This window comes from Bacteroidota bacterium, from assembly GCA_020402865.1.
Classification (GTDB): Bacteria; Bacteroidota; Bacteroidia; order Palsa-965; family Palsa-965.
This window is the reverse complement of record JADBYT010000024.1, coordinates 81447-105129: the sequence shown is the minus strand read 5'-3', so window position 1 is coordinate 105129 and position 23683 is coordinate 81447. Positions and strand designations below refer to the sequence as shown.

24 protein-coding genes are annotated in these 23683 nt (G+C 46.9%); 16 read left to right on the top strand and 8 right to left on the bottom strand.

The features are described from left to right. Positions 1 to 180 precede the first annotated feature (180 nt). Complete coding sequence (locus IM638_15630) at positions 181 to 810, bottom strand: hypothetical protein (GenBank protein MCA6364468.1); 630 nt, start codon at positions 808 to 810, stop codon at positions 181 to 183. A 24-nt stretch (positions 811 to 834) separates the two neighbouring features. Here IM638_15630 and IM638_15625 point away from each other — a divergent pair, with 24 nt between their 5' ends. Both IM638_15625 and IM638_15620 read left to right on the top strand, forming a co-directional pair. Further along, a complete protein-coding gene (locus tag IM638_15625; GenBank protein MCA6364467.1) occupies positions 835 to 1434 on the top strand; it encodes an alpha-ketoglutarate-dependent dioxygenase AlkB in 600 nt (199 codons plus the stop codon). A 96-nt stretch (positions 1435 to 1530) separates the two neighbouring features. Then, the gene (locus IM638_15620; protein ID MCA6364466.1) at positions 1531 to 1764 is read left to right on the top strand and encodes a hypothetical protein; all 234 of its coding nucleotides are present in this window, start codon (positions 1531 to 1533) and stop codon (positions 1762 to 1764) included. Positions 1765 to 1892: 128 nt separating this feature from the next. Here IM638_15620 and recQ read toward each other — a convergent pair whose 3' ends face one another. Together recQ and IM638_15610 are read right to left on the bottom strand one after the other, a co-directional pair. Beyond that, on the bottom strand, positions 1893 to 4103 hold the full coding sequence (recQ, locus tag IM638_15615) for a DNA helicase RecQ (protein MCA6364465.1): 2211 nt from the start codon (positions 4101 to 4103) through the stop codon (positions 1893 to 1895). A gap of 317 nt (positions 4104 to 4420) precedes the next feature. Further along, positions 4421 to 4948: a hypothetical protein gene (locus tag IM638_15610; GenBank protein MCA6364464.1), complete on the bottom strand. Its 528-nt coding sequence runs from the start codon at positions 4946 to 4948 to the stop codon at positions 4421 to 4423. A gap of 59 nt (positions 4949 to 5007) precedes the next feature. On the opposite strand from IM638_15610, the gene IM638_15605 reads away from it, so the two are divergent. The 5 genes from IM638_15605 to IM638_15585 all read left to right on the top strand — a co-directional run bounded on the left by IM638_15605 (position 5008) and on the right by IM638_15585 (position 8500). Beyond that, positions 5008 to 5727: a glycosyltransferase family 2 protein gene (locus IM638_15605; GenBank protein ID MCA6364463.1), complete on the top strand. Its 720-nt coding sequence runs from the start codon at positions 5008 to 5010 to the stop codon at positions 5725 to 5727. A gap of 147 nt (positions 5728 to 5874) precedes the next feature. Next, positions 5875 to 6576 carry a hypothetical protein gene (locus IM638_15600; GenBank protein MCA6364462.1) on the top strand — a complete coding sequence of 234 codons (702 nt, stop codon included), beginning with the start codon at positions 5875 to 5877 and terminating at the stop codon, positions 6574 to 6576. A 217-nt stretch (positions 6577 to 6793) separates the two neighbouring features. Beyond that, on the top strand, positions 6794 to 7159 hold the full coding sequence (locus tag IM638_15595) for a hypothetical protein (GenBank protein ID MCA6364461.1): 366 nt from the start codon (positions 6794 to 6796) through the stop codon (positions 7157 to 7159). Between the two features lie 6 nt (positions 7160 to 7165). Continuing rightward, the gene (locus tag IM638_15590) at positions 7166 to 7537 is read left to right on the top strand and encodes a hypothetical protein (GenBank protein MCA6364460.1); all 372 of its coding nucleotides are present in this window, start codon (positions 7166 to 7168) and stop codon (positions 7535 to 7537) included. A gap of 24 nt (positions 7538 to 7561) precedes the next feature. After that, on the top strand, positions 7562 to 8500 hold the full coding sequence (locus tag IM638_15585) for a hypothetical protein (protein ID MCA6364459.1): 939 nt from the start codon (positions 7562 to 7564) through the stop codon (positions 8498 to 8500). A 68-nt stretch (positions 8501 to 8568) separates the two neighbouring features. Here IM638_15585 and IM638_15580 read toward each other — a convergent pair whose 3' ends face one another. Continuing rightward, on the bottom strand, positions 8569 to 9003 hold the full coding sequence (locus tag IM638_15580; protein MCA6364458.1) for an NUDIX hydrolase: 435 nt from the start codon (positions 9001 to 9003) through the stop codon (positions 8569 to 8571). Between the two features lie 10 nt (positions 9004 to 9013). Beyond that, complete coding sequence (locus IM638_15575) at positions 9014 to 10834, bottom strand: hypothetical protein (protein MCA6364457.1); 1821 nt, start codon at positions 10832 to 10834, stop codon at positions 9014 to 9016. A 51-nt stretch (positions 10835 to 10885) separates the two neighbouring features. On the opposite strand from IM638_15575, the gene IM638_15570 reads away from it, so the two are divergent. Then, a complete protein-coding gene (locus IM638_15570) occupies positions 10886 to 12193 on the top strand; it encodes a hypothetical protein (GenBank protein MCA6364456.1) in 1308 nt (435 codons plus the stop codon). 12 nt (positions 12194 to 12205) lie between these two features. On the opposite strand, the gene IM638_15565 is transcribed toward IM638_15570, so the two are convergent. Continuing rightward, on the bottom strand, positions 12206 to 13750 hold the full coding sequence (locus IM638_15565; GenBank protein MCA6364455.1) for a hypothetical protein: 1545 nt from the start codon (positions 13748 to 13750) through the stop codon (positions 12206 to 12208). Positions 13751 to 13895: 145 nt separating this feature from the next. Here IM638_15565 and IM638_15560 point away from each other — a divergent pair, with 145 nt between their 5' ends. The 4 genes from IM638_15560 to leuB are packed head-to-tail and all read left to right on the top strand — an operon-like array spanning position 13896 to position 18109. Continuing rightward, positions 13896 to 15050 carry a 2-isopropylmalate synthase gene (locus tag IM638_15560; protein MCA6364454.1) on the top strand — a complete coding sequence of 385 codons (1155 nt, stop codon included), beginning with the start codon at positions 13896 to 13898 and terminating at the stop codon, positions 15048 to 15050. After that, the gene (gene leuC / locus IM638_15555; GenBank protein MCA6364453.1) at positions 15040 to 16425 is read left to right on the top strand and encodes a 3-isopropylmalate dehydratase large subunit; all 1386 of its coding nucleotides are present in this window, start codon (positions 15040 to 15042) and stop codon (positions 16423 to 16425) included. The genes IM638_15560 and leuC overlap by 11 nt, the downstream gene beginning before the upstream one ends. Then, a complete protein-coding gene (gene leuD / locus IM638_15550; protein MCA6364452.1) occupies positions 16422 to 17012 on the top strand; it encodes a 3-isopropylmalate dehydratase small subunit in 591 nt (196 codons plus the stop codon). Before leuC ends, leuD begins: the two co-directional genes overlap by 4 nt. After that, positions 17009 to 18109 carry a 3-isopropylmalate dehydrogenase gene (gene leuB / locus IM638_15545; protein MCA6364451.1) on the top strand — a complete coding sequence of 367 codons (1101 nt, stop codon included), beginning with the start codon at positions 17009 to 17011 and terminating at the stop codon, positions 18107 to 18109. Before leuD ends, leuB begins: the two co-directional genes overlap by 4 nt. A 104-nt stretch (positions 18110 to 18213) precedes the next feature. Here leuB and carB read toward each other — a convergent pair whose 3' ends face one another. Beyond that, complete coding sequence (carB, locus tag IM638_15540) at positions 18214 to 21033, bottom strand: carbamoyl-phosphate synthase large subunit (protein MCA6364450.1); 2820 nt, start codon at positions 21031 to 21033, stop codon at positions 18214 to 18216. Between the two features lie 180 nt (positions 21034 to 21213). On the opposite strand from carB, the gene IM638_15535 reads away from it, so the two are divergent. The 4 genes from IM638_15535 (at position 21214) to IM638_15520 (ending at position 23423) form a co-directional block, all read left to right on the top strand. Beyond that, positions 21214 to 21876 carry a DUF4328 domain-containing protein gene (locus IM638_15535; protein ID MCA6364449.1) on the top strand — a complete coding sequence of 221 codons (663 nt, stop codon included), beginning with the start codon at positions 21214 to 21216 and terminating at the stop codon, positions 21874 to 21876. 2 nt (positions 21877 to 21878) lie between these two features. After that, a complete protein-coding gene (locus IM638_15530; GenBank protein MCA6364448.1) occupies positions 21879 to 22649 on the top strand; it encodes a DUF4328 domain-containing protein in 771 nt (256 codons plus the stop codon). Positions 22650 to 22776: 127 nt separating this feature from the next. Next, entirely contained in the window at positions 22777 to 22926 is a 150-nt protein-coding gene (locus IM638_15525; protein MCA6364447.1) for a hypothetical protein, read from the top strand. A gap of 11 nt (positions 22927 to 22937) precedes the next feature. Then, positions 22938 to 23423: a hypothetical protein gene (locus tag IM638_15520; protein MCA6364446.1), complete on the top strand. Its 486-nt coding sequence runs from the start codon at positions 22938 to 22940 to the stop codon at positions 23421 to 23423. A gap of 76 nt (positions 23424 to 23499) precedes the next feature. Here the strand turns inward: IM638_15520 and rpmH are convergent, their stop codons facing one another. Further along, positions 23500 to 23658, bottom strand: a complete 159-nt coding sequence (rpmH, locus tag IM638_15515; protein ID MCA6364445.1) for a 50S ribosomal protein L34 — start codon at positions 23656 to 23658, stop codon at positions 23500 to 23502. Positions 23659 to 23683 lie beyond the last annotated feature (25 nt).

The window sequence follows — 23683 nt, the reverse complement described above, 5'->3', positions numbered from 1 at the left end:
ATCATTGAATCAATACAGGATAAGATTATTCTTCGGTGAGCAAATTGAAGTATTTATGTTATTATTCGCTGAGCCACTTGTAATCATTGGTAAAATGAAAAATTCAATCAGACTATTCTACGGTGTTTAATAATTTATATTTACCTACTTCTTTAATAGGAATATCTATTTCAAATTGATTCAGGGAGTGTTATCCGACTTTACCAGACATTTGGGGATATTCCATTTCCCTTTATGGCTGACCATATCAATTACTACGCCGCTGCAGGTTAAATAATTCCCGGCTGCATCTTTACGGAGTATGCGCAACTGTCCGGATTTTATGGCTGCAATAACACGGTTAATAAGCGGAGATTTATTTTTTTGCTGATCAAACTTATAAGCCAGGCCAATGGCAATACCGGTACTGTTGTTGAACAAGTCCATTTCGCAGGCCATAGAATCGGGTTGAACACCGTCTTCGAAGCGACCGCGTTTGAACTGGCGGTAGTTTGATTTTTCGTGTGCCTTGCCCAGCGCCTCCGCTTTTTGCGGTGTAATTTCCTGCACACACAAGGCCATCCAGTAAGCATGTCTGAACGCATCAAGCTGTCCGCCGTTTCCATCAGTAAGCACACCGGCTTTCTGTAAAGAATCGGTAGCGGCGCGTGCGCGCTGTGCGCTTTCATAGGCATGGCGTGATGCCTGAGGGTGAAACATTGCCCAGCGCAATTCGGGCCCCGATGCCCCGCCAAAACTCCGCACAGGTTGCGCCTCAAGAAAATGAGCCGTGCAGGTGATGCAAAAAAGAAGAAGCAAACTTTTTTTCATATCAGACGTTATGAAGGTAATAAAATGTTTCACGAACATTCAACCCTTCACCTTCACGATGCCGCGCTGAGCTACACACCCGGCTGGCTGTCGCCGCCCGAAGCCGATGCGCTGCTGCAACTTCTGCACCAATCGCTGCACTGGCAGCAACAGCCCATACGCATGTTTGGCAAAATGGTGATGCAACCCCGCCTCACCGCATGGTACGGCGACAAAGGCGCGGCATACACCTACAGCGGCCTGCGCCACGATCCGCTGCCGTTTACACCCGCCCTCGAACAACTCCGCGCACGCCTGCAAACAGAAACCGGACACACCTTCAACAGTGTGCTCTGCAACCTCTACCGCAACGGCAACGACAGCATGGGCTGGCACAGCGACAATGAAGCCGAACTCGGTCCTGACCCGGTTATTGCCTCACTCAGCCTGGGCCAAACACGGCGTTTTCTGCTCCGCCACAAACAAAACCTGCAAATCAAACACACCATTCACCTCCAACACGGCAGTTTACTGCTCATGCACGGCCCCACACAGGCGCACTGGCAACATTGTTTGCCCAAAAGCAGCACAGCCCAGGGCATGCGTATCAATCTGACATTCCGCCACATACAAACAATAACTTGACATCGGGCGGCGTTTGTTGTATATTCTGTATTAAATATTGGCACATATTCTGCAAGTAGTTCATTATTCGTATGCATAATATTAAACCCTTCTGGCATGGACACGTCACAAATTCCCGTTATTGCGGAGCGTATCAGTAAAAGTATCCGTTCAAGTATTACTCTTTTACAACTGGAAACTACCGAACGCCTCCTCGCACTTTTTTGCGCACAACAAACAGCCCATCCCGAACTCAATGAAAAACTCCGCAGCGAGTTTGCACACAAAGCCTCACTGCTTCATTATTACGAATGGAAACGTTTTCGTGAGTTGGGTGCCGATGCGGCATAACTCACGCATCAATAAACCCGTTTTACATCAAACTGATCTGCTTTCTGCCTGAAAACCGGAGTAATCGCCTTGTAATAAAGAGAGGCTGCCTGTTACGGGCAGCCTCTCTTCATTGAAAATAATACTGTTTAGTTTCCGAATTCAGAAAGAAACTTGATACGCACAAGCCGGATTTCTTCTTCCGAAAAATCTCCTTCTCCAAGTTCTTTCAAGGCTTCGGCGATGGAATCGGAATCCGATTCACGGAAGTAATCTACAATTTCTTCCTGTTTCTCGCTGTCAATGGTCTGATCGATGTAATAGTTGATGTTTACCCGCGTACCGGAATGAACAATGCTTTCGATTTCTGAAATTACATCTTCAATTTTCAACCCTTTGGCCTCGGCCACGTCCACCAGATCAAGCTTACGGTCGATGCTTTGAATAATATGCACCTTGAGGCCTGATTTGTTTACGATTGACTTTACCACCAGATCCTGCGGACGCTCAATTTCATTTTCCTCCACATACTTGGCAATAAGGTCGATAAACGGTTTGCCAAATTTGGCGGCCTTTCCTGATCCTACGCCTGTAATGCGCATAAGTTCATCCATACAGGTGGGATACTGTATAGCCATTTCCTCAAGCGAGGTTTCCTGAAACACCACGTAAGGGGGCAGATTTTTCTGACGGGCAATGGTGCGGCACAGATCTTTAAGCATCGTGTAAAGCTGTGTATCGGCTCCGCCGCCACTTTGTTTACCACCCGCAGTTACGATATCTTCATCATCAGTTTCGGTATCTTCGTAAGAGTGATCACGTGAAACCATGATCTCGTAAGGCTTCTCAATAAATGCTTTACCGGCTTTGGTAAGTTTGAGCAGGCCGTAGTTTTCGATGTCTTTGCTGAGCAGGTTTTCTACAACGGCAGTGCGGATAACCGCATTCCACCAAGTTTCATCCTTGCCTTCTTCCACCCCTTTGCCAAACTCTTCGAGTTCATTGTGCTTGTATGATTTTACCGTGGCCGTAACCACGCCCAGCAGCATCTGCTCAATGTGTTTGGCTTTGAATTTTTCCTTCACTGCTTTTACCGTTTCCAGTACCAGCGCCACGTCTTCGGTGGCATTTACTTTGGTTTTGGGATGACGGCAGTTATCACACATGCCGTTGCAGTTTTCTTCCTTGTAGTCTTCACCGAAATAATGCAGCAGTACTTTGCGGCGGCACATCGACGTTTCAGCGTAAGCCACGGTTTCGAGCAGGAGTTGTTTACCAATTTCCTGTTCGGCCACGGGCTTGCCTTTCATAAACTTCTCCAGTTTCTGGATATCGTCGTAGCTGTAAAACACCAGGCAATTTCCTTCGCCGCCGTCGCGGCCGGCGCGACCGGTTTCCTGGTAATATCCTTCGAGACTCTTGGGAATGTCGTGGTGAATGACAAAACGTACATCCGGCTTGTCGATACCCATACCAAAAGCAATGGTAGCCACAATTACGTCGATATCTTCCATAAGGAATTTATCCTGTGTGGCTGCACGGGTTGAAGCATCAAGACCGGCGTGATAGGGAAGCGCCTTAATGCCGTTTACTTTGAGGGTTTCGGCAAGTTCTTCTACTTTTTTGCGGCTCAGGCAGTAGATAATGCCTGATTTGCCGGGTTGTTTTTTTACGTAGCGGATTACTTCCTTTACTACGTCTTTCTTGGGACGTACTTCGTAATAGAGGTTGTGGCGGTTGAACGACGATTTGAAGGTATTGGCGCCGGTCATGCCCAGCGTTTTGAGAATGTCCTGCTGTACTTTAGGCGTAGCCGTGGCGGTGAGGGCAATAATGGGCACCTGTCCTATTTCCTCAATCATCGGGCGCAGGCGGCGGTATTCGGGGCGGAAATCGTGGCCCCATTCAGAAATACAATGCGCCTCGTCAATAGCGAAGAAGGAAATGCGGATATCGCGCAGGAAACTGATGTTTTCTTCTTTGGTAAGTGATTCGGGAGCCACATAAAGCAACTTGGTTATACCCGAAGTGATGTCTTTGCGTACCTGAGCAATTTCGGCTTTGGTGAGCGATGAATTGAGGAAATGCGCAATACCTTCTTCCGAACCGAAATTGCGGATTGCATCCACCTGATTCTTCATCAGGGCAATGAGCGGCGAAACCACAATGGCGGTGCCTTCACTCATTAATGCCGGCAGCTGATAACAAAGCGATTTGCCACCACCGGTGGGCATGATTACAAATGTATCGTGACCGTCGAGAATGCTGTTGATGATAGCTTCCTGCTGCCCCTTGAATTTTGTGAAGCCGAAAAACTTTTGCAAGCATTCGGACAGGGCGGGTGTGGCTGTTTCGATCATATTTCGGATGAATATGGGCGCTTATGGCTGAGAGAAAGACAGTTCTTAATGTTTTTGCTACGTAAAGATATAATGAATTTTTTGTTGCCCCGCCAGCATTTCGGGTGATTTTTTCAATAAATCTACGAACGGTCTGAATTGCCAGATAAGCAGTAAATGACCACTATTAAAGGCCAGCAAGGCCAGTAAAGCATACTCAAACCGATTATACCGGATTAATATTTGCAAAACAATGGCTAAAATAATACTGCTAAACGGGTAATACCGGCAACCGGTGTCGGGCTGACAGCTAACAATTTACTGCACGAAAGTGTGGACTAGGCCAATAGAAAAACCACTGCGAGCAAACCGGCACCAATAGAAAACCGGTATGCAATGCGACCGATTCCGTGATAGCCGGCAATGCGATAACTGGTTAAACCGGCCACCGTAGCCAGATAAAACACCAGCATGGCTAAATTCATTACGATGAAAATGGCGGGCAGCAGATAACCTGTTTCCTCTGCAACTACAGAAAAATTATACGGTATAAACCAGTAAATCAACTGATCCAGCACAACCAGTAACTCAATCACAGACAAAAAGGTAAGCACACACCACGACCACCAATGCCTGCGGCTGAACCAGTAGATGCGCACGAACATATACAGAAGGATGATAAGAAAAACGTAATAAAAGGGCTCGGAAAACAGGAATTTGACTTCGTCGAAGAAAATGACCGAAACTGCAAGAAAGGAGAGCAGCCCCAGGCCAGCCTGAATGAGCAAAAAACGGGTCAGCAGCCTGTTGAGCCTGATGATACTCAGTGTATGAAAGCGAAATAAGCGCGGGAGTCGGTGCATCATGCACAAACTTAACTGATAAATGCACAAAACCTATAAATTTGAACTGAACCTGTAGCAAAATGAAAACCGCCGCCATTGTTCCTGCCTACAACGAATCGCAAAGTATTGCGGCTGTTGTAAATGAATTGAATGAAGCGGCAAAGCAGGCGGGCATTGCACTTACGGTAATTGTAGTGAACGATTGCTCGAAGGATGATACCGGCGCGCAGATTGACAGGCTCGATTGTGTGGCGCTGCATTTACCGGTTAATCTGGGCATTGGTGGCGCAGTGCAAACAGGCTTCCGCTATGCGTTCGAAAATGGTTATGATGCAGCTGTGCAGGTTGACGGCGACGGGCAACATCCGGCCGATGCGGTGCCGATGCTGCTCATGGAAATGCAACGCAGCAAGGCCGATGTGGTGATTGGTTCCCGCTTTATTACCGGACAGGGCTTTCAATCGTCGTTTCTGCGCAGACTGGGGATTAAATGGTTCAGCCTGCTCAATAAAATGCTCACCGGACTGCGTGTGGCAGACACAACATCCGGGCTCCGCCTGTTTAGCCGCCGGGCGCTTCAAATGGTGAGCCACTGGTATCCCGATGAATATCCCGAACCCGAGATTCTGGTTCAGTTTGCGCGGGCCGAATTACACATCAGAGAGATACCCGTGCAGATGCGCGAGCGGCAGGGGGGAACTTCATCCATAGACAGTGTGCGCGCGTTGTATTATATGTGGAAAGTAACACTTGCCATACTGTTTACGCGCATGCGTAAAATTGAAGTTCCTGAACAATAATACGCTTTCACCCGCCGTTTTCATCTAGCTTTTATTCTCCCGGCTGCTTCTTTTGAACAGCAGTATTTACTCTGCTTCTGATTAATTCATCTTCCTGCTGCGTAAGTGCGGCCCGGATTTTTTTACCCTTCATCTATCACAAACGCTATGAATCGTTTTCTTGTTGCCGGACTGTTCCTTGCAAATTTTCTTCATGCGCAATCTGAAAACTCGCCGCTGCACAACTGGGGGCTTAATTTTCAGGTAAATGCCAATTCAACCGTATTTACCCAGTCAGCCGACCGGCGCGATCCGAGGTTTCAGACTTCGTCGTTTCTTTCGCCGGGATTTGGTTTATTCATCAAACCCTATTCGGGGCAATGGATAGAGTTTATAGCCAATGCAGGTTATCGTAAACGCGGAAGCGGGAGTATAATATATGTTCCTGTTCCAAACAATCAGCTCGTACTGATCGATATTGATGAACGCTTTCAATGCCTCGATGGCGATATACAGCTTCGGGTAAAAATGAACCGGCCTCGCATTAATCCTTTTGCAGGCGTGGGCGGCGGTTTCAACTATGTGCTGAAAAGAAAAAACGGTGTGGGAAATAATATCCAGGTAGAAGATCCCATTTACCTCCCGGTGCAAACAATTATTCCGGCCGAAGGCTACAACCCGTTTACCGCAAAGTTTGTGGCGTGTGCGGGTATCTCAATAAATAATGTGGCTGATTTTGAATTTTCGGCACATATCGACCAGCAACCGGTAATAAAAAACGAATATTTAAACATGTGGCTTTGGACAAGCTCATTCACCATTCGTATTAATTTACCCGAGCTTTACAGACTCGAAAAAACGAAAAAATAATTCACACGGGCGGTAAGCAGACGTTTAGAGGCTGTTTTAGGAATGGTTAGGAAATATCAAAAGATAAATTTTACACAGCCTCTGCATGTTTTTGGAAGTGCTGTTGGAGCGAAACTCCGGCAGCACTTCCCCTTTCCCGGGAAAACACAAGAAAACCGGCATCAAACTTCAGGCATCCTGTGCCAAAAAACTTATATTTGTAAATAACCGTAGCAACATGAAAACAATTCTCGCCGTAATTATCTTGTCAGGAATTGCACTGGCAACAGGCTGCAAACACGAGCCTGTATTACCAGACAGGGAAGTAAGTTTCGCCAACGAAATTCTTCCCATCATTCAAGCTTCTTGTCAGCATAATGGCTGTCACGGCACCACCAACACGTCTGAGTTCACTCTTCTTGATTACAATGATGTAATTGAGAACGGCGACGTAAAACCGGGCAATGCCGCAGACAGTGACATTTACAAAGTAGTTACCGGCCGGGATAATGAGTTTATGCCGCTCCCCCCCTACCCGGCTCTCTCTAAACGTCAAACCACACTGCTTCTTGTCTGGATTGAGCAGGGTGCAAAAAATAACTAAACTGCTATGAAAAAAATTCTGATTGCAGCCTTTGCCATTACAGCCACCTTTTCAGGTTGCTATTATGACAACATGGAGGAAATGTATCCGGCGCTTATTCTCAATAACAATTGTGATACCACAATTGCACCTACTTACAGTGGTAAAATAAGTGAGATTATGACGAACAGTTGTATCTCCTGTCATAATCCGGGTTCCGGAAATCCGTATGTACTTGATAATTATCAGGGCGTACGGACTGTCGGGTTATCGGGGCAACTTGTAGGCGCCGTGTATCAGCAAGCGGGCTTTCAGGCTATGCCTCCCTCCGGACCGCCGCTCGACGAATGTCAGAAAACACTCATCCGTAAATGGGTGCAGGCCGGTTGTCCCCAGTAATTATATACCACTGATAGTATCCTGATGAAACGATTTTTATCTACCACACTCGCTTTACTGTTTTCCCTTGCCGCAATGGCACAGGTTGATTCAATGCAGCTCATGATGGACCAGATGGCTGCTGAAGAAGCCAAAGCCGCTGAACCAGACTATGTGCGCGCTACTTTCAAAACCACACGTGTAATCAACTTCCCTTCCTGCGAAACCATCGGCAAAAAAATGCTCGACTTTCGCATTAATCACCGCTTCGGCGAACTCAACACCGGCGTGAAAAATGCATTCGGGCTCGACGGCCCGGCCGGTATTCGTCTTGGACTTGACTACGGTGTAACCGACTGGATGACCGTAGGCATTGGCCGCAGTTCGTTTGAGAAGCTGATTGACGGGGCTGTGAAAGTGCGTGTGCTCCGTCAGACTGTGGATGGCAAAATGCCCATATCGCTGACGTATCAGGGCACAATGAATTACACAGTTCAGGAGGATCCGAACCGAATTGCCACAGGTGTTAATAAATACCAGTATGCGACTTCACGCATGTCGTATTCCAATTCGCTTACCATTTCACGCAAGTTCAGCGAAAATTTTTCCATCCAGATCAATGCATTTCATGTGCACTACAATCTGGTAGAACGGGCATCCGACAAAAACGACATGTTTGCTGCAGGTATTTCGGGTCGTTACAAACTCACCAAGCGTCTGGCACTTACGTTTGAGTATGCCCGCCGCCTCAACAAATACACCGACAATTTCGACAGCTTCTACGATCCGATGGGCATTGGCATTGATCTTGAAACAGGCGGCCACGTGTTTCAGCTTCACTTCACAAATGCATATGGTGTAAATGAAGCCCAGTTTGTACCCTACACCCGCGCCAATCCGTTTGATGGCGGTATTCGTTTTGGTTTCAATATTTCGCGTGTATTTGCTACTGGTCAGCGCGGACATGGCGGATCAACCTGGTAATTGTTCTGGTTAAAACACATCAAGGCCGCATCTGTCAAAGTATGCGGCCTTGTTGTTTAGGATAATGTTTACCGGCTAAGCAAAACGGCTACTTTCTGATCTATCGGATAAGTAAATACGTCGGGCGTGAGTGCACTGCGTTTTATCCAGCGAAATGTTTGTGCACCATCGGTGTGTGTGGTGAATGCAAACTGTGTATCAGCCACCACAATGTTTTCGGGGTTGGGGAGCGTTACTAAGTAATACACAGAAATAAGCTGATCATCGGGACGAAAAGCGGAGGCCATGAAGAAATCGGTGGTGTAAAAATGTGTCACACTAAGCGGCTCCTGATTCAATTCCTCGCGGCATTCGCGGCGCACGGTTTCTTCCAGCCCTTCCCCCCACTCGTGCCCGCCGCCCGGGAATTTAGTCATGTACTTGTTCATTCGCAGCTCGTCGGTTACCAGCACATTTCCGTTGTATTCAATAATGGCGTAAGCGCGAAGGTTGATTCGTTTCATACAAATGCGATCAGTTTTTCACGGGCATCGGCGCTGGTTGCAGGAGGCGTAACACCGGGTAGCGATTGTGAGTTTTCTCTTTATAAACAGACCGCTGGTAGATAAAGTTCAGTTGTGCCCAATGATCGGCAGCAAATTTCGGATCTCTGGCGCGTTCGGCTTCAAACTCGGCTTTCAGTTGGGGATCGGCAGCGAGAAGCTCAACTGCTTTTTCTTCGAAAATGTAATCGCTGAACCATTCTTTCTGCTGCAAAATACCATCGAAAAAATTCCACGCAAAAAAGCTGTCGCCGCCTTCAGGTTCAAGTGTTTCCACAATGTAGCGGTTACAGGCCTGGTTGCACACCACCAGCCAGTCGCCGGCGTGCACGGCTATGCTTTGTGTAACGCGCCGCACCTGCGTGCCAAAGTGCATGTAATGCGATTCGTAAGGCGCTTTTACGGTCTGATATGTACTGATGTAATAAGACTCAGCCGTAATCACCGTATCGCGAAGCAGAGGCTTCATAACCACACCATTGAGCTGCAGGCGCATCACCACCGCGGCATATTGCTGCGGCACCACATAGGCATACGGTTTTTGCACAAGCATTTTGGGACGATAGGAATTGTAGTAGGGAATTTCGCGCGTGTAAGGTGCGGAGCGGTCGTAATACAAACGCTGCTGGCCGGTTATGGTGCTCGTTTTGTAGCGGGCTTCATAACCGAGAAACGGGATTGCCGTGAAGGCAGTGGTATCTAATTCCCAGCCCAGTGCAAAACTGGTTTGTGCGGCCACCTGTTCGTTTGCCTTGGCGTGTGTGGCTTTAATTGTGGAGCCGTGCTGCTTCATCATTTCGGTGAAACAGATAAGCAAATCGTAAGTAGCCCACACGCGGTCGTTGTAAGGTTTCCACATGTGTGTTTCGGTTACAAACCCGATGCAGTTGAACAAAGCCGCATAGCCTGTTGAGTAGCGCGGAGTTTCGAGAAAACCGATAATGCCGCTTTCAGGTGTTTCGCCGCGTGTATCCACATAGGGGCACATGGGCCAGCCTTTGCTTTTCATGCCGGCGTAAAGACCGGGCAGCAAGGTTTCAGTCATAAGCGCAGCTGGCAGCGGATGCAACTTGTCTTTCTGCGTGGCAATTAGTGTCATGGTATGCTGGTAATCGGCCCCGTTTGAAACATGTGTATCAATAAACACATCGGGCTGCAGGAGCTGAAATACACGCTGAAGGTGTTGCGTAACCTGCGCATCGGTTTTAATAAAATCGCGGTTGAGATCGAGGTTGAGCGAGTTGCCACGGAAGCCGTATTCTTCGGGGCCGTTCTGGTTGGCGCGGCTCGTACTGCTGCGGTTCAGTGCTCCATCCACATTAAATACAGGCACAATGGCAATAAGCAGATTATCAGGCAGCGCGCCCGGCTGTTGCAGGTTAGCAAGCAGTTCGAGTGAAGCATCTACGCCATCAGGTTCACCGGGATGAATGGCATTGATAATTAACATTACAGGCATTTTCCGGGCCTGCTGCTGTGCAGTAAACAAACTGCTGCAACCGTTTTTCACCAGCACATACAAATACAGCGGCTCACCGCCATCGGCTTTACCAATTTCAAAAAGCGAACCATGTGCCGAAGCACTGTCGAGGCGCTGAAACTGGCGGATTACTTCGGCATAAGGCGGCGTTTGCGAATAAACCCTGCGACTGCTGTTTTGCGCCATTCCGGCAGCACTTGCCCAAAGTATCAGTATAAGCAAAAAACGGTTTTTCATAACGGTAGTAAAGATGAGAAAAACCCGCTGTTGGTTTTGCCGGGAATTGCCTTTATTTGTTTTTTGAAGATACATTCGTATTTCAACGTCAACAGTTTGTAAGGGCAAACAGTAATCGCATTAATCATGAAAATTAATCTCCCGGCAAGAATACTCAATCGCACAGGCATTCTTCTTGGCCTGTTGATTTGCCTCGCTGTGGTTTCAAACATCCGCCTAAACAAACATTTCTGGAAATACAGTATCATATCCGATGGCCGCGGATACTACGCCTACCTGCCGGCTACTTTCCTTTACCACGATCTTAATTTTGGCTTTTACGATAAGATTGATAAAGAATATACCGATACAAACAACCGCGCCGATTACCGCGTAACCGTAAACGGACGCATCGTAAATAAGTATTTCTGCGGCACCGCTTTGCTGCAAACGCCTTTTTTTCTGACCGCAAAACTTTATGGCTCGTTTTCTAACGATTTCAGCGGCTATTCGAAAACCTATGTGCTATTTATGCATATTGGCGCACTTTGCTGGCTTGGATTCGGACTATTTTGTTTACGAAACTATTTGCTCAAACATCATACAGCTCCGTTAACGGCCACATTAGTTTGTCTTATCATTCTCTTCGGCACCAATTTATTTTATTATGCAGTAGCTGAACCGTTAATGTCTCACGTGTATTCATTTGCACTAATCAGCTGTTTTCTCTTACAGGGTAATAAATGGATCAATGAAGGAAAACCTCTTCAATTTGTGTATTTAGCCGGTTTACTTGGGTTAATTATTCTCGTCCGCCCGGTTAACGGCCTGATTGTACTCTGGCTTTTTGCTGAAGCAGGAAGTATTAAAATATTAATCAACCGCATTCGTGAACTGTTCAGCAAACCTGTTTTTCCAGTGATTTCCGCGATACTTTTTGCAGGCATTCTTTTCATCCAAATGGCTATATGGAAAGTACAAACAGGCCGTTTTTTTATAGATGCCTATGGCGGTGAAGAATTCCGGTTTAACACGTTTCACTTTTTCGATTTTTTGTTCAGTTACAGAAAAGGATTATTTGTATATATCCCGCTTACACTGCTTGCGCTGACCGGGTTTATTCCATTATTCCGCCAGCATAAAATCCGTGCAGTAGTTGCTGCTTTGTTTCTGGTGCTTACAGTCTATCTGTTATCAAGCTGGTGGATGTGGTACTACGGAGGCAGTTTCGGTCCGCGTGTAATGATTGAATACCTTCCGGTATTTGCCTTGCTTTTGTTTACCCTTTTCAATGCGCTCAAAAATAAACTGCAGCGCATTACAGTTACTGCAATTACGATACTCATTGTTGTTTTATGCCAGCTTCAAACGTTACAGTATCGTTACGAAATCATTCACTGGTCGGAAATGAATAAAGAGAAATACTGGGACGTATTTCTTCAGTTCAAAAAATAGTTACGAAAAGGTTCAACTGATCTTTTTCAATGCCTTTCTGCGAATAATTTCCTGAACAGGTACCTGTTCAATTTTACTTTCCAGCCACGAAATTACATCGAGATACATGGCCATGCGTCGTTGAAAAGGTGCTTCAGCAGCGTGTTCAAGCCGTTGTTTCAAATCGCGGAAAGCCTGTAGTGTTTCGCTGCGGTTTAAATTACCCGATTGTCTGAGAAAGCGAAGCACCTCTTTATGTAACTCACCCAGATCGCGCATTTTCAAAAGGAAACGATAAGTGGAGCGAATCTGATATTCAAGCAAGTCATCATCACCCGATTCAAAACAGGCTACCAGATAAAGCAAACGGGAAAACACCTGCACATCTTCACGCAACTGAGGAGTAGGATAATTGATAATTTTCTGTAAATAACGCATGCAGGAGTGATGATCACCATGACCAAAATAGATACAGGCAATCTTGTACCAGAAAATCATAAGCCGGTGCTGATCAATCCGATCGCCGAAATGTCTGATCTGTTTAAGTAAGTGCGGCACATAATCCACACCATCTGTAAAACGCCCTTCCATAAAAAAGAGGTTGAGCTTATTGGTATGGTGATACACAAATGCCGTTAACTGTGTATTTAAACTGAAACGTGATGATTCAGTTTCAATAAATTTTTCAAGCAGCGAAAGTGATGCCGAGAACCGAACCACATCGCCACAATAAAATAATGCCGTGAGTTCGTTGTGAAGTCCTTTGAGGTAAAGAGCTGCATCGAGCTGTCGTTGTTCAGGATACACATCAAACAACATAACCCAGCTATGTGCATAACGGTAGCACTGCACAAAATTCTGTATCACCAGATTGTACCACACACAGGCCTGACAGTATGAAACACGTTCGTTGAAGGTGAGACTGCCAAAAGGAAGCGAAGGCATTCCTGTATGAAACAAACGTGTTACCTCCTCGTAATCCTCTGCATCTTTAGCCGGACCGTTAATGATGAAAAAATTATAAATGCTCAACGCCAGCTCAGAGAGGGCTGCTGCGCGGGCAATATGCTGCCGGAGTTCAGCCCCTTTCAGCGAAAGCTGCATGGCTCTGCCTGAAGGACTTCGTGTAATATGCCGCAACTCAATATTCTTTTCAGCTTCAAGTATTTGCGCCAACAGCATGGGCTGATTCATTTTCTCTGCTTCTTCGCGGCTTTTTTCAAGCATGCGAAGGCTTTGCAAAAACAGGCCTTTGTGGTATAATATCCGCGCATAATCAAGCTGGGCACGTATTTTCATCTCCGCATCATCCTGTGCTAGCAAGCGCAAACTGGATAAAAGCTGGTTATACAGATGCTTTTTTACGTTGGATAGTTGCGCCCTGCGTAATCCTCTGACCTTTTTGAGCAGGCGTTCTTCATCGTATGTCTTTTGTTGCTCAAGTGCATCAAACACCTTCACAAATAACAGATCAGTCCGGCTTCCCGAACGTTGTACAAACAACTTAAAATGCCGCTTCTCCGACTTGGTCATCGACTGAATAAGTGCAAAAAGCTGATCGGTTAGTGTGTTGGACATTGTATTTCAGAACAAAACAAAAAACTCATTTTCAGCACTTTAAGACCATTACCACAGGAGTGGAGATAAACATAGTTGCTGAAAATGAGTTTTCTGCAAGGTGTATTGTGAATTTTTCTTTGTGGCTGAAATGGACTTCAAAAGTATGAAAAACGAATATGTACAAATTTTCGATACCACACTCCGCGACGGCGAACAATCTCCGGGTTGTAAACTGAATGCGGGGGAGAAAGTCGAAATTGCGCTACAACTTGAAGCGCTGGGCGTAGATATTATTGAAGCCGGTTTTCCGGCCTCAAGCCCCGGCGATTTGAGGGCTGTACAGGAAATTGCAGCCAATGTGCGCAAACCTGTCATCTGCGCACTCACAAGAGCCGTATTCAGTGATATTGATCTTGCCGCTGAAGCAATTCGTAATGCTGAACGCGGACGCATACACACGGGCATTGGTACTTCCGAATACCATATTCGCTACAAGCTCAACGACACGCCCGAAAATATTATCAGCCGTGCAGTTGCCGCTGTAAAATATGCCCGGAAATTTACGGATGATGTAGAGTTTTATGCGGAAGATGCCGGGCGTACCGACAATGAATTTCTTGCCCGTGTGGTGGAAGCTGTAATTCATGCAGGGGCTACGGTAGTAAATATTCCTGACACAACCGGTTATTGTTTGCCCGAACAATACGGCCAGAAAATCAGCTTTCTCAAGCATCATGTGCCCAACATCGACAAGGCCATTCTATCCACACACTGCCACAATGACCTCGGTCTTGCTACTGCAAACTCACTGGCCGGTATTCTTCACGGAGCACGACAGGTAGAATGTACCATAAACGGAATTGGCGAACGTGCAGGCAATGCATCGCTTGAAGAAATTGTAATGATACTTCACCAGCATAAACACATTCCGCTTTGCACAAATATTGTAACCAGCAAACTCAATGCGGTGAGTAATCTTATTTCTGAGAAGATGAATATGCCTGTGCAGGCCAACAAAGCCATTGTTGGAGCCAACGCATTTGTGCATTCATCAGGTATTCATCAGGATGGTGTGATCAAACACCGTGAAACCTACGAAATTATTTCGCCGGAAGAAGTAGGTGTTCTCACCAATTCCATTGTGCTTACCGCACGCAGCGGAAGAGCCGCCCTGCGCTATCGTGCCGAAAAACTGGGCATTGTGCTTGAAGGCGAAATACTGAATGAGTTTTACCAACGCTTCATTGCGCTGGCCGATCAGAAAAAGGAAATAAACGATAATGATTTACTAAACCTCGCCGCTGTGTATGTCTGCTGATACTCTTTTTGATAAAATCTGGAACCGGCATGTGGTAACTCATCTCGAAAATGGTTTCGATTTGCTTTTTATCGATCGTCATTTCATTCATGAAGTAACCAGTCCGCAGGCATTTCATAACCTGGAGGCAAGAGGTTTACCGATCCTGTTCCCCGAACGTATTACCGCCACTGCCGATCATAATGTACCCACACAAAACCGTCATTTACCGGTAAAGGATCCGCAATCGGCAGAACAGCTGGCTTTGCTTGAAAAGAACTGTGCGGCTCACGGCATCCCCTGCTTCAATCTTGCGCATCCGCATCAGGGTATTGTGCATGTAATCGGACCTGAGCTTGGCATTACACGCCCGGGAATGACCATTGTGTGCGGCGACAGTCATACATCCACGCACGGCGCATTTGGCGCGGTGGCCTTTGGTATTGGCACCTCGCAGGTAGAACAGGTAATGCTTTCGCAATGCCTGCTGATGCGAAAGCCCAAACGCATGCGAATAGAGGTAAATGGCGTTTTGCAACCAGGTGTTTCGGCAAAAGATGTGATTCTTTACATTATTGCACAACTTGGTGCCAACGGCGGAAAAGAGCATTTCGTGGAATATACAGGCGATGTTTTTACGAAGATGAACATGGAAGAGCGTATGACCGTTTGCAACATGAGTATTGAAATGGGTGCACGTGGTGGTATGATGGCGCCCGATGAAACTACATTCGCCTACATGAAAAACCGGCTGTATTCGCTCAAGGACGAAGCATTAGAAAAAGCCGCAGCGTATTGGGAAACATTATATACTGATGAGCAGGCCGTGTTTGATACCACGTATTATTTTCAGGCCGAACTTATTCAGCCAATGGTTACTTACGGTACCAGTCCGGCACAGGCAACAGGTATTCACGAACAAATCCCGGCTGGCAGCGATATTGAACAGGCGCTTTCGTACATGCAATTCCGGGCTGGTGAAAAGCTCGACGGAAAAAAAATTGATTATGTGTTTATCGGAAGCTGCACCAATGGCCGCATCAGCGATTTAAGAGAGGCGGCCCGTATTGTTCGCGGACGGAAAATTGCACCGGGCGTAACGGCCTGGGTGGTGCCGGGTTCAAAACTTGTGGAACAGCAAGCCGTGGAAGAAGGTCTTGCCGAAATATTCAGGCAGGCTGGATTTGAATTTCGCGAACCCGGCTGCTCGGCCTGCCTTGGTATGAACGAAGATAAAATTCCGGCCGGAAGCTACTGCGTTTCAACCGGCAACCGAAATTTTGAAGGCCGGCAAGGCCCCGGAGCCCGCACCATTCTCGCCTCTCCCGCAATGGCGGCAGCGGCGGCAATTCACGGATGTATTACCGATGTGAGAAAAATGCCTGCACACGTATGAAAAAATTCACCACACTTACATCGCTGCCGGTAATTCTCACAGCTGATGATGTAGATACAGATCAGATCATCCCTTCGCGCTTTCTGAAACGTACTTCATCAACCGGTTTTGCCGATGCACTTTTTCACGATCTGCGCTATGATGCACAGGGAAATGAAATAGCAAATTTTCCGCTGAATAAAGCAAAAGGTACTGAACAGATTCTGGCAGCGGGTAAAAATTTCGGCTGTGGATCCAGTCGCGAACATGCCGTATGGGCCATTCGCGACGCAGGTTTCAGGGTTATCATTGCCGAATCGTTTGCCGATATTTTCAAAAACAATGCTTTGCAAAACGGAATTTTACCAGTTACCGTGACCAATTCATTTCTTGAAAAAATCAGGCAAACACCCGCGCCCGGCATTACCGTTGATCTGCTGCAACAAACCATAAAAATTGAATCGGCTGAGCTGACTGAATCGTTTACTATCGACAGCTATCACCGGCAATGTTTACTGGATGGATTTCAGGAAACCGATTTTCTCATTGCTCACCGGTCAGTAATTGCCGCGTTTGAAAAGGAGCACCGTTTCAATTACAGCTTATGAAAAACTACCAGATCACACTTTTGCCCGGCGACGGCATTGGTCCCGAAGTTATTGCCCAGGCCGTAAAATGTTTGCATGCTGCTGCACGCCGGTTTGATTTTACGATTGAATTTGCGGAAGGGATAATTGGCGCGGCAGCCATTCGTGCATACGGTGAGCCGTTGCCGGAACACACAAAATCGCTTTGCTTCAATGCCGATGCGATTTTACTTGGCGCTGTAGGCCATCCCGACTTTGCGCAAACCGCCGTGCGGCCGGAACAGGGCTTGCTTGAACTGCGGAAAATGCTGGAACTGTTTGCCAATATCCGGCCGGTAAAAACAAATCCGGCGCTGGCTTCTCTCACCCCCTTCCGGCCGGAAGTGCTCGAAGGTGTGGATATGATAATACTGCGCGAACTAACCGGCGGACTATACTACGGCAAACGCGGCAACGATGGCGAAACGGCTTTCGACACCTGCCAGTACAGCCGACACGAAATAAGCCGTATTGCACGAAAAGCATTTGAGCTTGCGCTGCGTCGCAGAAAAAAACTTACGCTGGTTGATAAAGCCAATGTGCTCGACACCTCACAACTCTGGCGCGAAGTAGTAAAGGCCGAAGCCGCCAATTATCCCGAAGTGAAACTGGAATTCATGTATGTGGACAATGCCGCCATGCAACTGATTCGTAATCCTTCGCACTTCGATGTGATGCTCACGGAAAACATGTTTGGCGATATACTTTCCGATGAAGCGTCCATGCTGGCCGGTTCACTGGGCATTTTACCATCGGCTTCGGAAGGTGAACATACATCGCTTTACGAACCCGTTCACGGCTCTTATCCCGAAGCCGCCGGAAAAGATATTGCCAATCCGGTGGCGGCCATACTTTCTGCAGCCATGCTGCTTCGCAAACTGGGCGAAACAAAAGCGGCAAACGCAATTGAAGATGCAATTGAATGGTCGTTTAAGAATGGTGTAGTTACAGCTGATCTCGATCCAAATCAATATCTCTCCTGCTCCCGCACCGGCGATCTGCTTGCACTGCACATCGAAGAAAACGGACAGGTGGAAGTAGGTCACGAACTTTTTTCGCCCGCAGAAACAATGATTTGATGACGGGCGATGCGTTGCCTGAGAGGCAATTAGAATTTGAAATCAAAACACCCCGGCCTGATTTTGGCCGGGGTGTTTTTGTTGGTGACTTAGCGCCTCTAAAGTTATTTACTCAGGTAAAGATTTCGTTCGGAGTAGATCTGATGGAAGAACTCATCCTGCAAATTATCAATGAAGTAAATGGCTTCACCGGTTGATTTCATTTCAGGCCCAAGTTCTTTCTGCACATCGGGGAATTTCTCGTAAGAGAACACCGGAATTTTTATTGCATAGCCTTTCTTGCGCGGATTGAAGGTAAAGTCGGTTACTTTCTTCGCGCCGAGCATGAGTTTGGTAGCATAATTCACATACGGCTCATCATAGGCTTTTGCGATAAACGGCACGGTACGTGAGGCGCGCGGGTTGGCTTCAATCACATATACGATTTCGTTTTTCACTGCAAACTGAATATTGAGCAGCCCTACCGTGTTCAGCGCAAGTGCAATGGTGCGGGTGTGTTCTTCAATCTGCTTCATCACCTTTTCTGAAAGATCGAACGGCGGCAGTACGGCATACGAGTCGCCGGAGTGAATACCCGCAGGCTCGATGTGTTCCATAATACCGATGATATATACATTTTCACCATCGCAGATAGCATCAGCTTCTGCTTCAATTGCATTTTCGAGGAAGTGATCGAGCAGCACTTTGTTGCCGGGAATATCGTTGAGCAGTTTTACCACGTGCTGCTCAAGTTCCTGCTCGTTGATTACAATTTTCATGCTCTGTCCGCCCAGTACATACGACGGACGCACAAGCAGCGGGAAACCAAGTTCGCGGCTGAGTTCAAGCGCCTGATCGGCATCTTCAATTACACCGAATTTCGGGTAAGGAATATTGTTATCGCGCAGGAGCGAGGAGAAGCTGCCTCGGTCTTCGGCAAGATCAAGCGATTTGTAGTCGGTGCCAATGATTTTGATGCCGTAGCGTTCAAGTTTCTCAGCCAGCTTGAGTGCTGTTTGTCCGCCAAGCTGCACAATTACACCTTCCGGATTTTCGTGCAGAATAATTTCATAGATGTGTTCCCAGAACACCGGCTCGAAATAGAGTTTGTCCGACACGTTGAAGTCGGTAGAAACCGTTTCAGGATTACAGTTAATCATGATGGTTTCGTATCCGCATTCTTTTGCCGCAAGCACGCCGTGTACGCAGGAGTAGTCAAACTCAATGCCCTGACCAATACGGTTAGGCCCAGAGCCGAGCACCACCACTTTCTTTTTATCAGAGCGCACCGACTCGTTTTCGGTTTCGAAAGTGGAATAATAATACGGTGTCTGCGCTTCAAACTCGGCCGCGCAGGTATCAACGAGTTTATATACGCGGCGGATATTCATATCCTCGTAGCGTTTCTTGAACACATCGCTTTCGAGACAGCGCAACAGGTGAGCAATCTGCCTGTCGGCATAGCCTTTCTGCTTGGCTTCCCACATCAGTTCGCGGGGAATGCTGGTGAGCGAATGTTTTTCAATTTCGCGTTCGAGCGCAATGAGTTCTTCGATCTGGTTGAGGAACCAGATGTCGATGCGGGTAAGCTTCTGAATGGTTTTTACGGAAATACCCAGCTTGATGGCATCGTAAATCATAAAGAGACGATTCCACGACGGGCGCTCAAGTGCGTTGAGCAGTTCCTGCTGGTTGGTAATTTCTTTTCCGTCGGCACCGAGGCCGTTGCGTTTAATTTCGAGGCTTTGCGCGGCTTTCTGAAGGGCTTCCTGAAAGCTGCGTCCAATGCCCATTACCTCGCCTACCGATTTCATCTGGAAACCAAGTTCGCGGTTGGCGCCTTTGAACTTGTCGAAATTCCAGCGGGGAATTTTTACAATAACGTAATCAAGCGTAGGCTCGAAGTAAGCCGAGGAGCTCATGGTAATCTGATTCACCAGCTCATCCAGCTGATAGCCGATGGCCAGCTTGGAAGCTATTTTCGCAATCGGATAGCCGGTAGCTTTTGAAGCCAGTGCCGACGAGCGCGACACACGCGGGTTAATTTCGATGGCGATGATATCTTCGGCATTGTCGGGGCTCACTGCAAACTGCACGTTACAGCCTCCGGCAAAGTTTCCGATGGAGCGCATCATTTTAATGGCCATGGTGCGCATTTTCTGGAAGGTGGTATCAGAAAGCGTCATGGCCGGTGCAACGGTAATGGAGTCGCCGGTGTGTACGCCCATCGGGTCGAAGTTTTCGATGGAGCAGATGATGCACACATTGTCGTTTGCATCGCGCAGCAGTTCAAGCTCAAATTCTTTCCAGCCCAGCACTGCTTTATCAATCAGTACTTCGTGAATGGGCGAAGTTTGCAGGCCGCGATTGAGAGCTTTATCAAAATCTTCTTTCTGATATACCACCGCACCACCGCTGCCGCCAAGTGTAAATGAAGGACGGATTACCAGCGGGAAACCAAATTCCTGCGCAATGGCTTTGCCTTCGAGGAATGATTTGGCGATACGCGAGGGAGCCATGCCAATGTTGATGCTCTCCATACGCTCGCGGAAAAGATCGCGGTCTTCGGTTACTTTAATGGCTTCAATGTCCACACCAATCATGCGCACATTGTACTTTTTCCAGATGCCCAGTTCATCGCACTTCATGGCGAGGTTGAGGGCAGTCTGCCCGCCCATAGTAGGCAGCACAGCATCAATTTTACGCTCTTCCAGAATTTTCACAATCGACTGGGAAGTGAGCGGTAAAAGGTAAATGTGATCAGCCGTCACTTTATCAGTCATAATGGTGGCCGGGTTGCTGTTAATAAGCGTTACCTCGATGCCTTCCTGCTTGAGTGAGCGCGCTGCCTGTGAACCGGAATAATCGAATTCGCAGGCCTGGCCGATAATGATCGGTCCGCTGCCGATAATGAGGACGGATTTGATGCTGTTGTCTTTGGGCATGGTGTGAGCCGTATAAAAATCACGCGAAGATAGACGAATTCAACTCCCCTGCCTCCCTTAACTGGTGAGGGATTCACACATTTTTTTAACATCGCGAATTAATCCCCGAATCGCTGCGCCACGTAACCTGATTTGTGTATTTTTGTGCTTTGTTTCTAACCTCAGCTACCCGTTTTTATCATGCAGAAAAAGCCTGTTTCTCCGGCTAAAGCAATTACTGTTGCATTAATGCTGTGTCTGGGCGCGGGTTTATTTTTCTCCCTTTTCATCGCTGTATCCAGTTACTTTATTGGCCAATATGTGCAGGAAAGCGAACAGCAGCTCCCCAATTTTCTTCGGACTATCACAGCATCAGTAGTGGCTTTTTTGTTTTTTTCGGTGCTTCTTTCGGCCATTTTTGTGGGCATCTGGATGTTCCGCATCACAAAGAATGTAACCACCGCTTTTAAAGACGAGAGGCGGATAAACCCCTCACTGGCTGCGGCAAGCTGGTATATACCGCTGTTCAACTTATTTTTCCCGTTCCGGCAATTTAGAATCTGCCGTCAGTTGCTCATTTCCAAACTCCCATACGGTATGAATTACAACGCCAGAGCATATCCGATTATGCTCTGGCAAATTGGCTTTTCATTTTTTGTAACCCTTCAGTTGTTTGGCTTTATCATGATCCGGGTTTACGAAAATTATCGCGTGGAGATGAGTGTAATTGTTTACATGACACAGGTGCTTGCAGCCATTTTGGGCTTTACAGGAGGCATTATCACCCTATTTCAATATTTTAGGCTTGAAAAATTGGTATATCCACACCTCACATCCACTCCCAAAACAGAAACACCCGCATAGCCATGTACTACATCAAACTTCACCCAAACCAGAAACTGCACCGCTACCTGCGCATTACACTCTGGATGTTGTTTGCCGCCTACATCATCAATCTGCCCCTGCAATGGATCATGACTTCCACAATGAGCCGCATCGCTACCGACCCCATGTCGGTGCGCGATAATCTGGGCATGGTTCTAACCTCTGGAATCATCAGTCTTGTTACCGGGCTGGCCGGACTGGTGTTTCCCATTCTGTTTCTGATCTGGATGTACCGGGCCTATGAAAACCTGCAACGCATAAACCCTGCCCTGCCCGATTATGCGCTGGGCTGGACCATTGGCGGCTGGTTTGTTCCGTTTCTCAACTTCGTACGCCCGTTTCAGATGATTGCCGAAATCTGGAACAAAACCCAGCGTGCCATGCGTGCCGACGGTGAGCAGTATGCCCACGAACCGCAAAAACCGGTAAATCTCTGGTGGGGTATATGGATGGGCGGCGTGGCTGTGGCTATAGTGGGCGCCGTTATTGCGATGAACCGCACTTTTGACCAAATGGGGCAAATCCGTCGTTTTCAAACCTTCGATACGCAGCAAATGATGCAGGAATCCATGCAAACATCATTGATTATTAACGGAATAGCGGCTGTATTTTATCTTGCTGCGCTCGCCGTGCTGAGCACGGTACTCAAAAAAATGGTGACGTTTGAAGACGAGCTGGCCGAACGCGTAAACCGCAGCGGATACGGGCAATGGGGAACTGGAATGCCGCAACAGCCGCAAAACTTGCAGTAAGCCGTAAAGCGAACCTGCTCCCGATTTAATATACTCATAATCAAAAACTTAGAAAATATGTTAATCTATCGTGTAAGAACAGGTATTTCTTGATGTAAATTTGTGATGTATAGTAAACTAAAGACAAATGAAAAGTCTTAATCTACAACGCGTTAAAATTACCAATCCTGAATTGCAGCAAAAAATCCGCAAAGCAATTGAGGAAAAGGAGCGTTTGTTTGCTTATGATAAAGATTCTTTCGAAAGGATCAAACTTGCGCTTTCTTCCAAAGCTTAATTCCCCCGTTTATGCATTACGATTATATCCGCGACGGGGATTCGTATTATTTCGCCACATCTCAATCATTATATTATAAAGTATCTATTACTCATACATCCGATTATCTGATAAATGAAATTTCAAACAGCAATGATTTATATACTATTTCATTTGCTGAAATTTCCCGTACCGAGCTTCCCGCACATGATGCGAAAGTTTATTCCACCATATCGTACATTATCAGGAACTGGTTTAGTCAAAACAACAAAATACTTTACTACATATGCAGCAATGCCGACGGGCGGGCAGAAAACCGCTTCAGATTATTCTGCCGCTGGTTTAAATATTGTGAGCAGCATCCACCGGAGCAGTTTTGTTACAACCACTTAATCAAACAGTTGGATCTTGATGAAGAAAATTGTTATGTCGGGTTTATTTACCGGGACGATTATCCACAGAGGGATTTTATTGAAAATGAATTTGAGGAATCGGTAAACAATCTCCAGTACAAGTAAAAACATTAACCAACGACACCAAAACGAAAAAGGCTGCTTCAAAAGAAACAGCCTTAACTATCGTGGTCAGAAACGACTAGCCTTTGTGACGCTTTTCGTCAGAAACGGAGAGTTTCTTACGACCGCGTGAGCGACGTGCAGCAAGGACACGGCGGCCATTAGCGGTTGACATGCGCTCACGGAAACCATGTTTGTTTCGACGCTTGCGGTTTGAAGGTTGGAACGTGCGTTTCATGTTCGTATTCTCTTTAAATCGGACT

Excerpts from the sequence above, each read along its gene's own strand:
- IM638_15630 (MCA6364468.1), bottom strand. The coding sequence starts at position 810 with ATGAAAAAAAGTTTGCTTCTTCTTTTTTGCATCACCTGCACGGCTCAT.
- IM638_15625 (MCA6364467.1), top strand. The coding sequence starts at position 835 with ATGTTTCACGAACATTCAACCCTTCACCTTCACGATGCCGCGCTGAGC.
- IM638_15620 (MCA6364466.1), top strand. The coding sequence starts at position 1,531 with ATGGACACGTCACAAATTCCCGTTATTGCGGAGCGTATCAGTAAAAGT.
- recQ (MCA6364465.1), bottom strand. The coding sequence starts at position 4,103 with ATGATCGAAACAGCCACACCCGCCCTGTCCGAATGCTTGCAAAAGTTT.
- IM638_15610 (MCA6364464.1), bottom strand. The coding sequence starts at position 4,948 with ATGATGCACCGACTCCCGCGCTTATTTCGCTTTCATACACTGAGTATC.
- IM638_15605 (MCA6364463.1), top strand. The coding sequence starts at position 5,008 with ATGAAAACCGCCGCCATTGTTCCTGCCTACAACGAATCGCAAAGTATT.
- IM638_15600 (MCA6364462.1), top strand. The coding sequence starts at position 5,875 with ATGAATCGTTTTCTTGTTGCCGGACTGTTCCTTGCAAATTTTCTTCAT.
- IM638_15595 (MCA6364461.1), top strand. The coding sequence starts at position 6,794 with ATGAAAACAATTCTCGCCGTAATTATCTTGTCAGGAATTGCACTGGCA.
- IM638_15590 (MCA6364460.1), top strand. The coding sequence starts at position 7,166 with ATGAAAAAAATTCTGATTGCAGCCTTTGCCATTACAGCCACCTTTTCA.
- IM638_15585 (MCA6364459.1), top strand. The coding sequence starts at position 7,562 with ATGAAACGATTTTTATCTACCACACTCGCTTTACTGTTTTCCCTTGCC.
- IM638_15580 (MCA6364458.1), bottom strand. The coding sequence starts at position 9,003 with ATGAAACGAATCAACCTTCGCGCTTACGCCATTATTGAATACAACGGA.
- IM638_15575 (MCA6364457.1), bottom strand. The coding sequence starts at position 10,834 with ATGTATCTTCAAAAAACAAATAAAGGCAATTCCCGGCAAAACCAACAG.
- IM638_15570 (MCA6364456.1), top strand. The coding sequence starts at position 10,886 with ATGAAAATTAATCTCCCGGCAAGAATACTCAATCGCACAGGCATTCTT.
- IM638_15565 (MCA6364455.1), bottom strand. The coding sequence starts at position 13,750 with ATGTCCAACACACTAACCGATCAGCTTTTTGCACTTATTCAGTCGATG.
- IM638_15560 (MCA6364454.1), top strand. The coding sequence starts at position 13,896 with ATGAAAAACGAATATGTACAAATTTTCGATACCACACTCCGCGACGGC.
- leuC (MCA6364453.1), top strand. The coding sequence starts at position 15,040 with ATGTCTGCTGATACTCTTTTTGATAAAATCTGGAACCGGCATGTGGTA.
- leuD (MCA6364452.1), top strand. The coding sequence starts at position 16,422 with ATGAAAAAATTCACCACACTTACATCGCTGCCGGTAATTCTCACAGCT.
- leuB (MCA6364451.1), top strand. The coding sequence starts at position 17,009 with ATGAAAAACTACCAGATCACACTTTTGCCCGGCGACGGCATTGGTCCC.
- carB (MCA6364450.1), bottom strand. The coding sequence starts at position 21,033 with ATGCCCAAAGACAACAGCATCAAATCCGTCCTCATTATCGGCAGCGGA.
- IM638_15535 (MCA6364449.1), top strand. The coding sequence starts at position 21,214 with ATGCAGAAAAAGCCTGTTTCTCCGGCTAAAGCAATTACTGTTGCATTA.
- IM638_15530 (MCA6364448.1), top strand. The coding sequence starts at position 21,879 with ATGTACTACATCAAACTTCACCCAAACCAGAAACTGCACCGCTACCTG.
- IM638_15525 (MCA6364447.1), top strand. The coding sequence starts at position 22,777 with ATGAAAAGTCTTAATCTACAACGCGTTAAAATTACCAATCCTGAATTG.
- IM638_15520 (MCA6364446.1), top strand. The coding sequence starts at position 22,938 with ATGCATTACGATTATATCCGCGACGGGGATTCGTATTATTTCGCCACA.
- rpmH (MCA6364445.1), bottom strand. The coding sequence starts at position 23,658 with ATGAAACGCACGTTCCAACCTTCAAACCGCAAGCGTCGAAACAAACAT.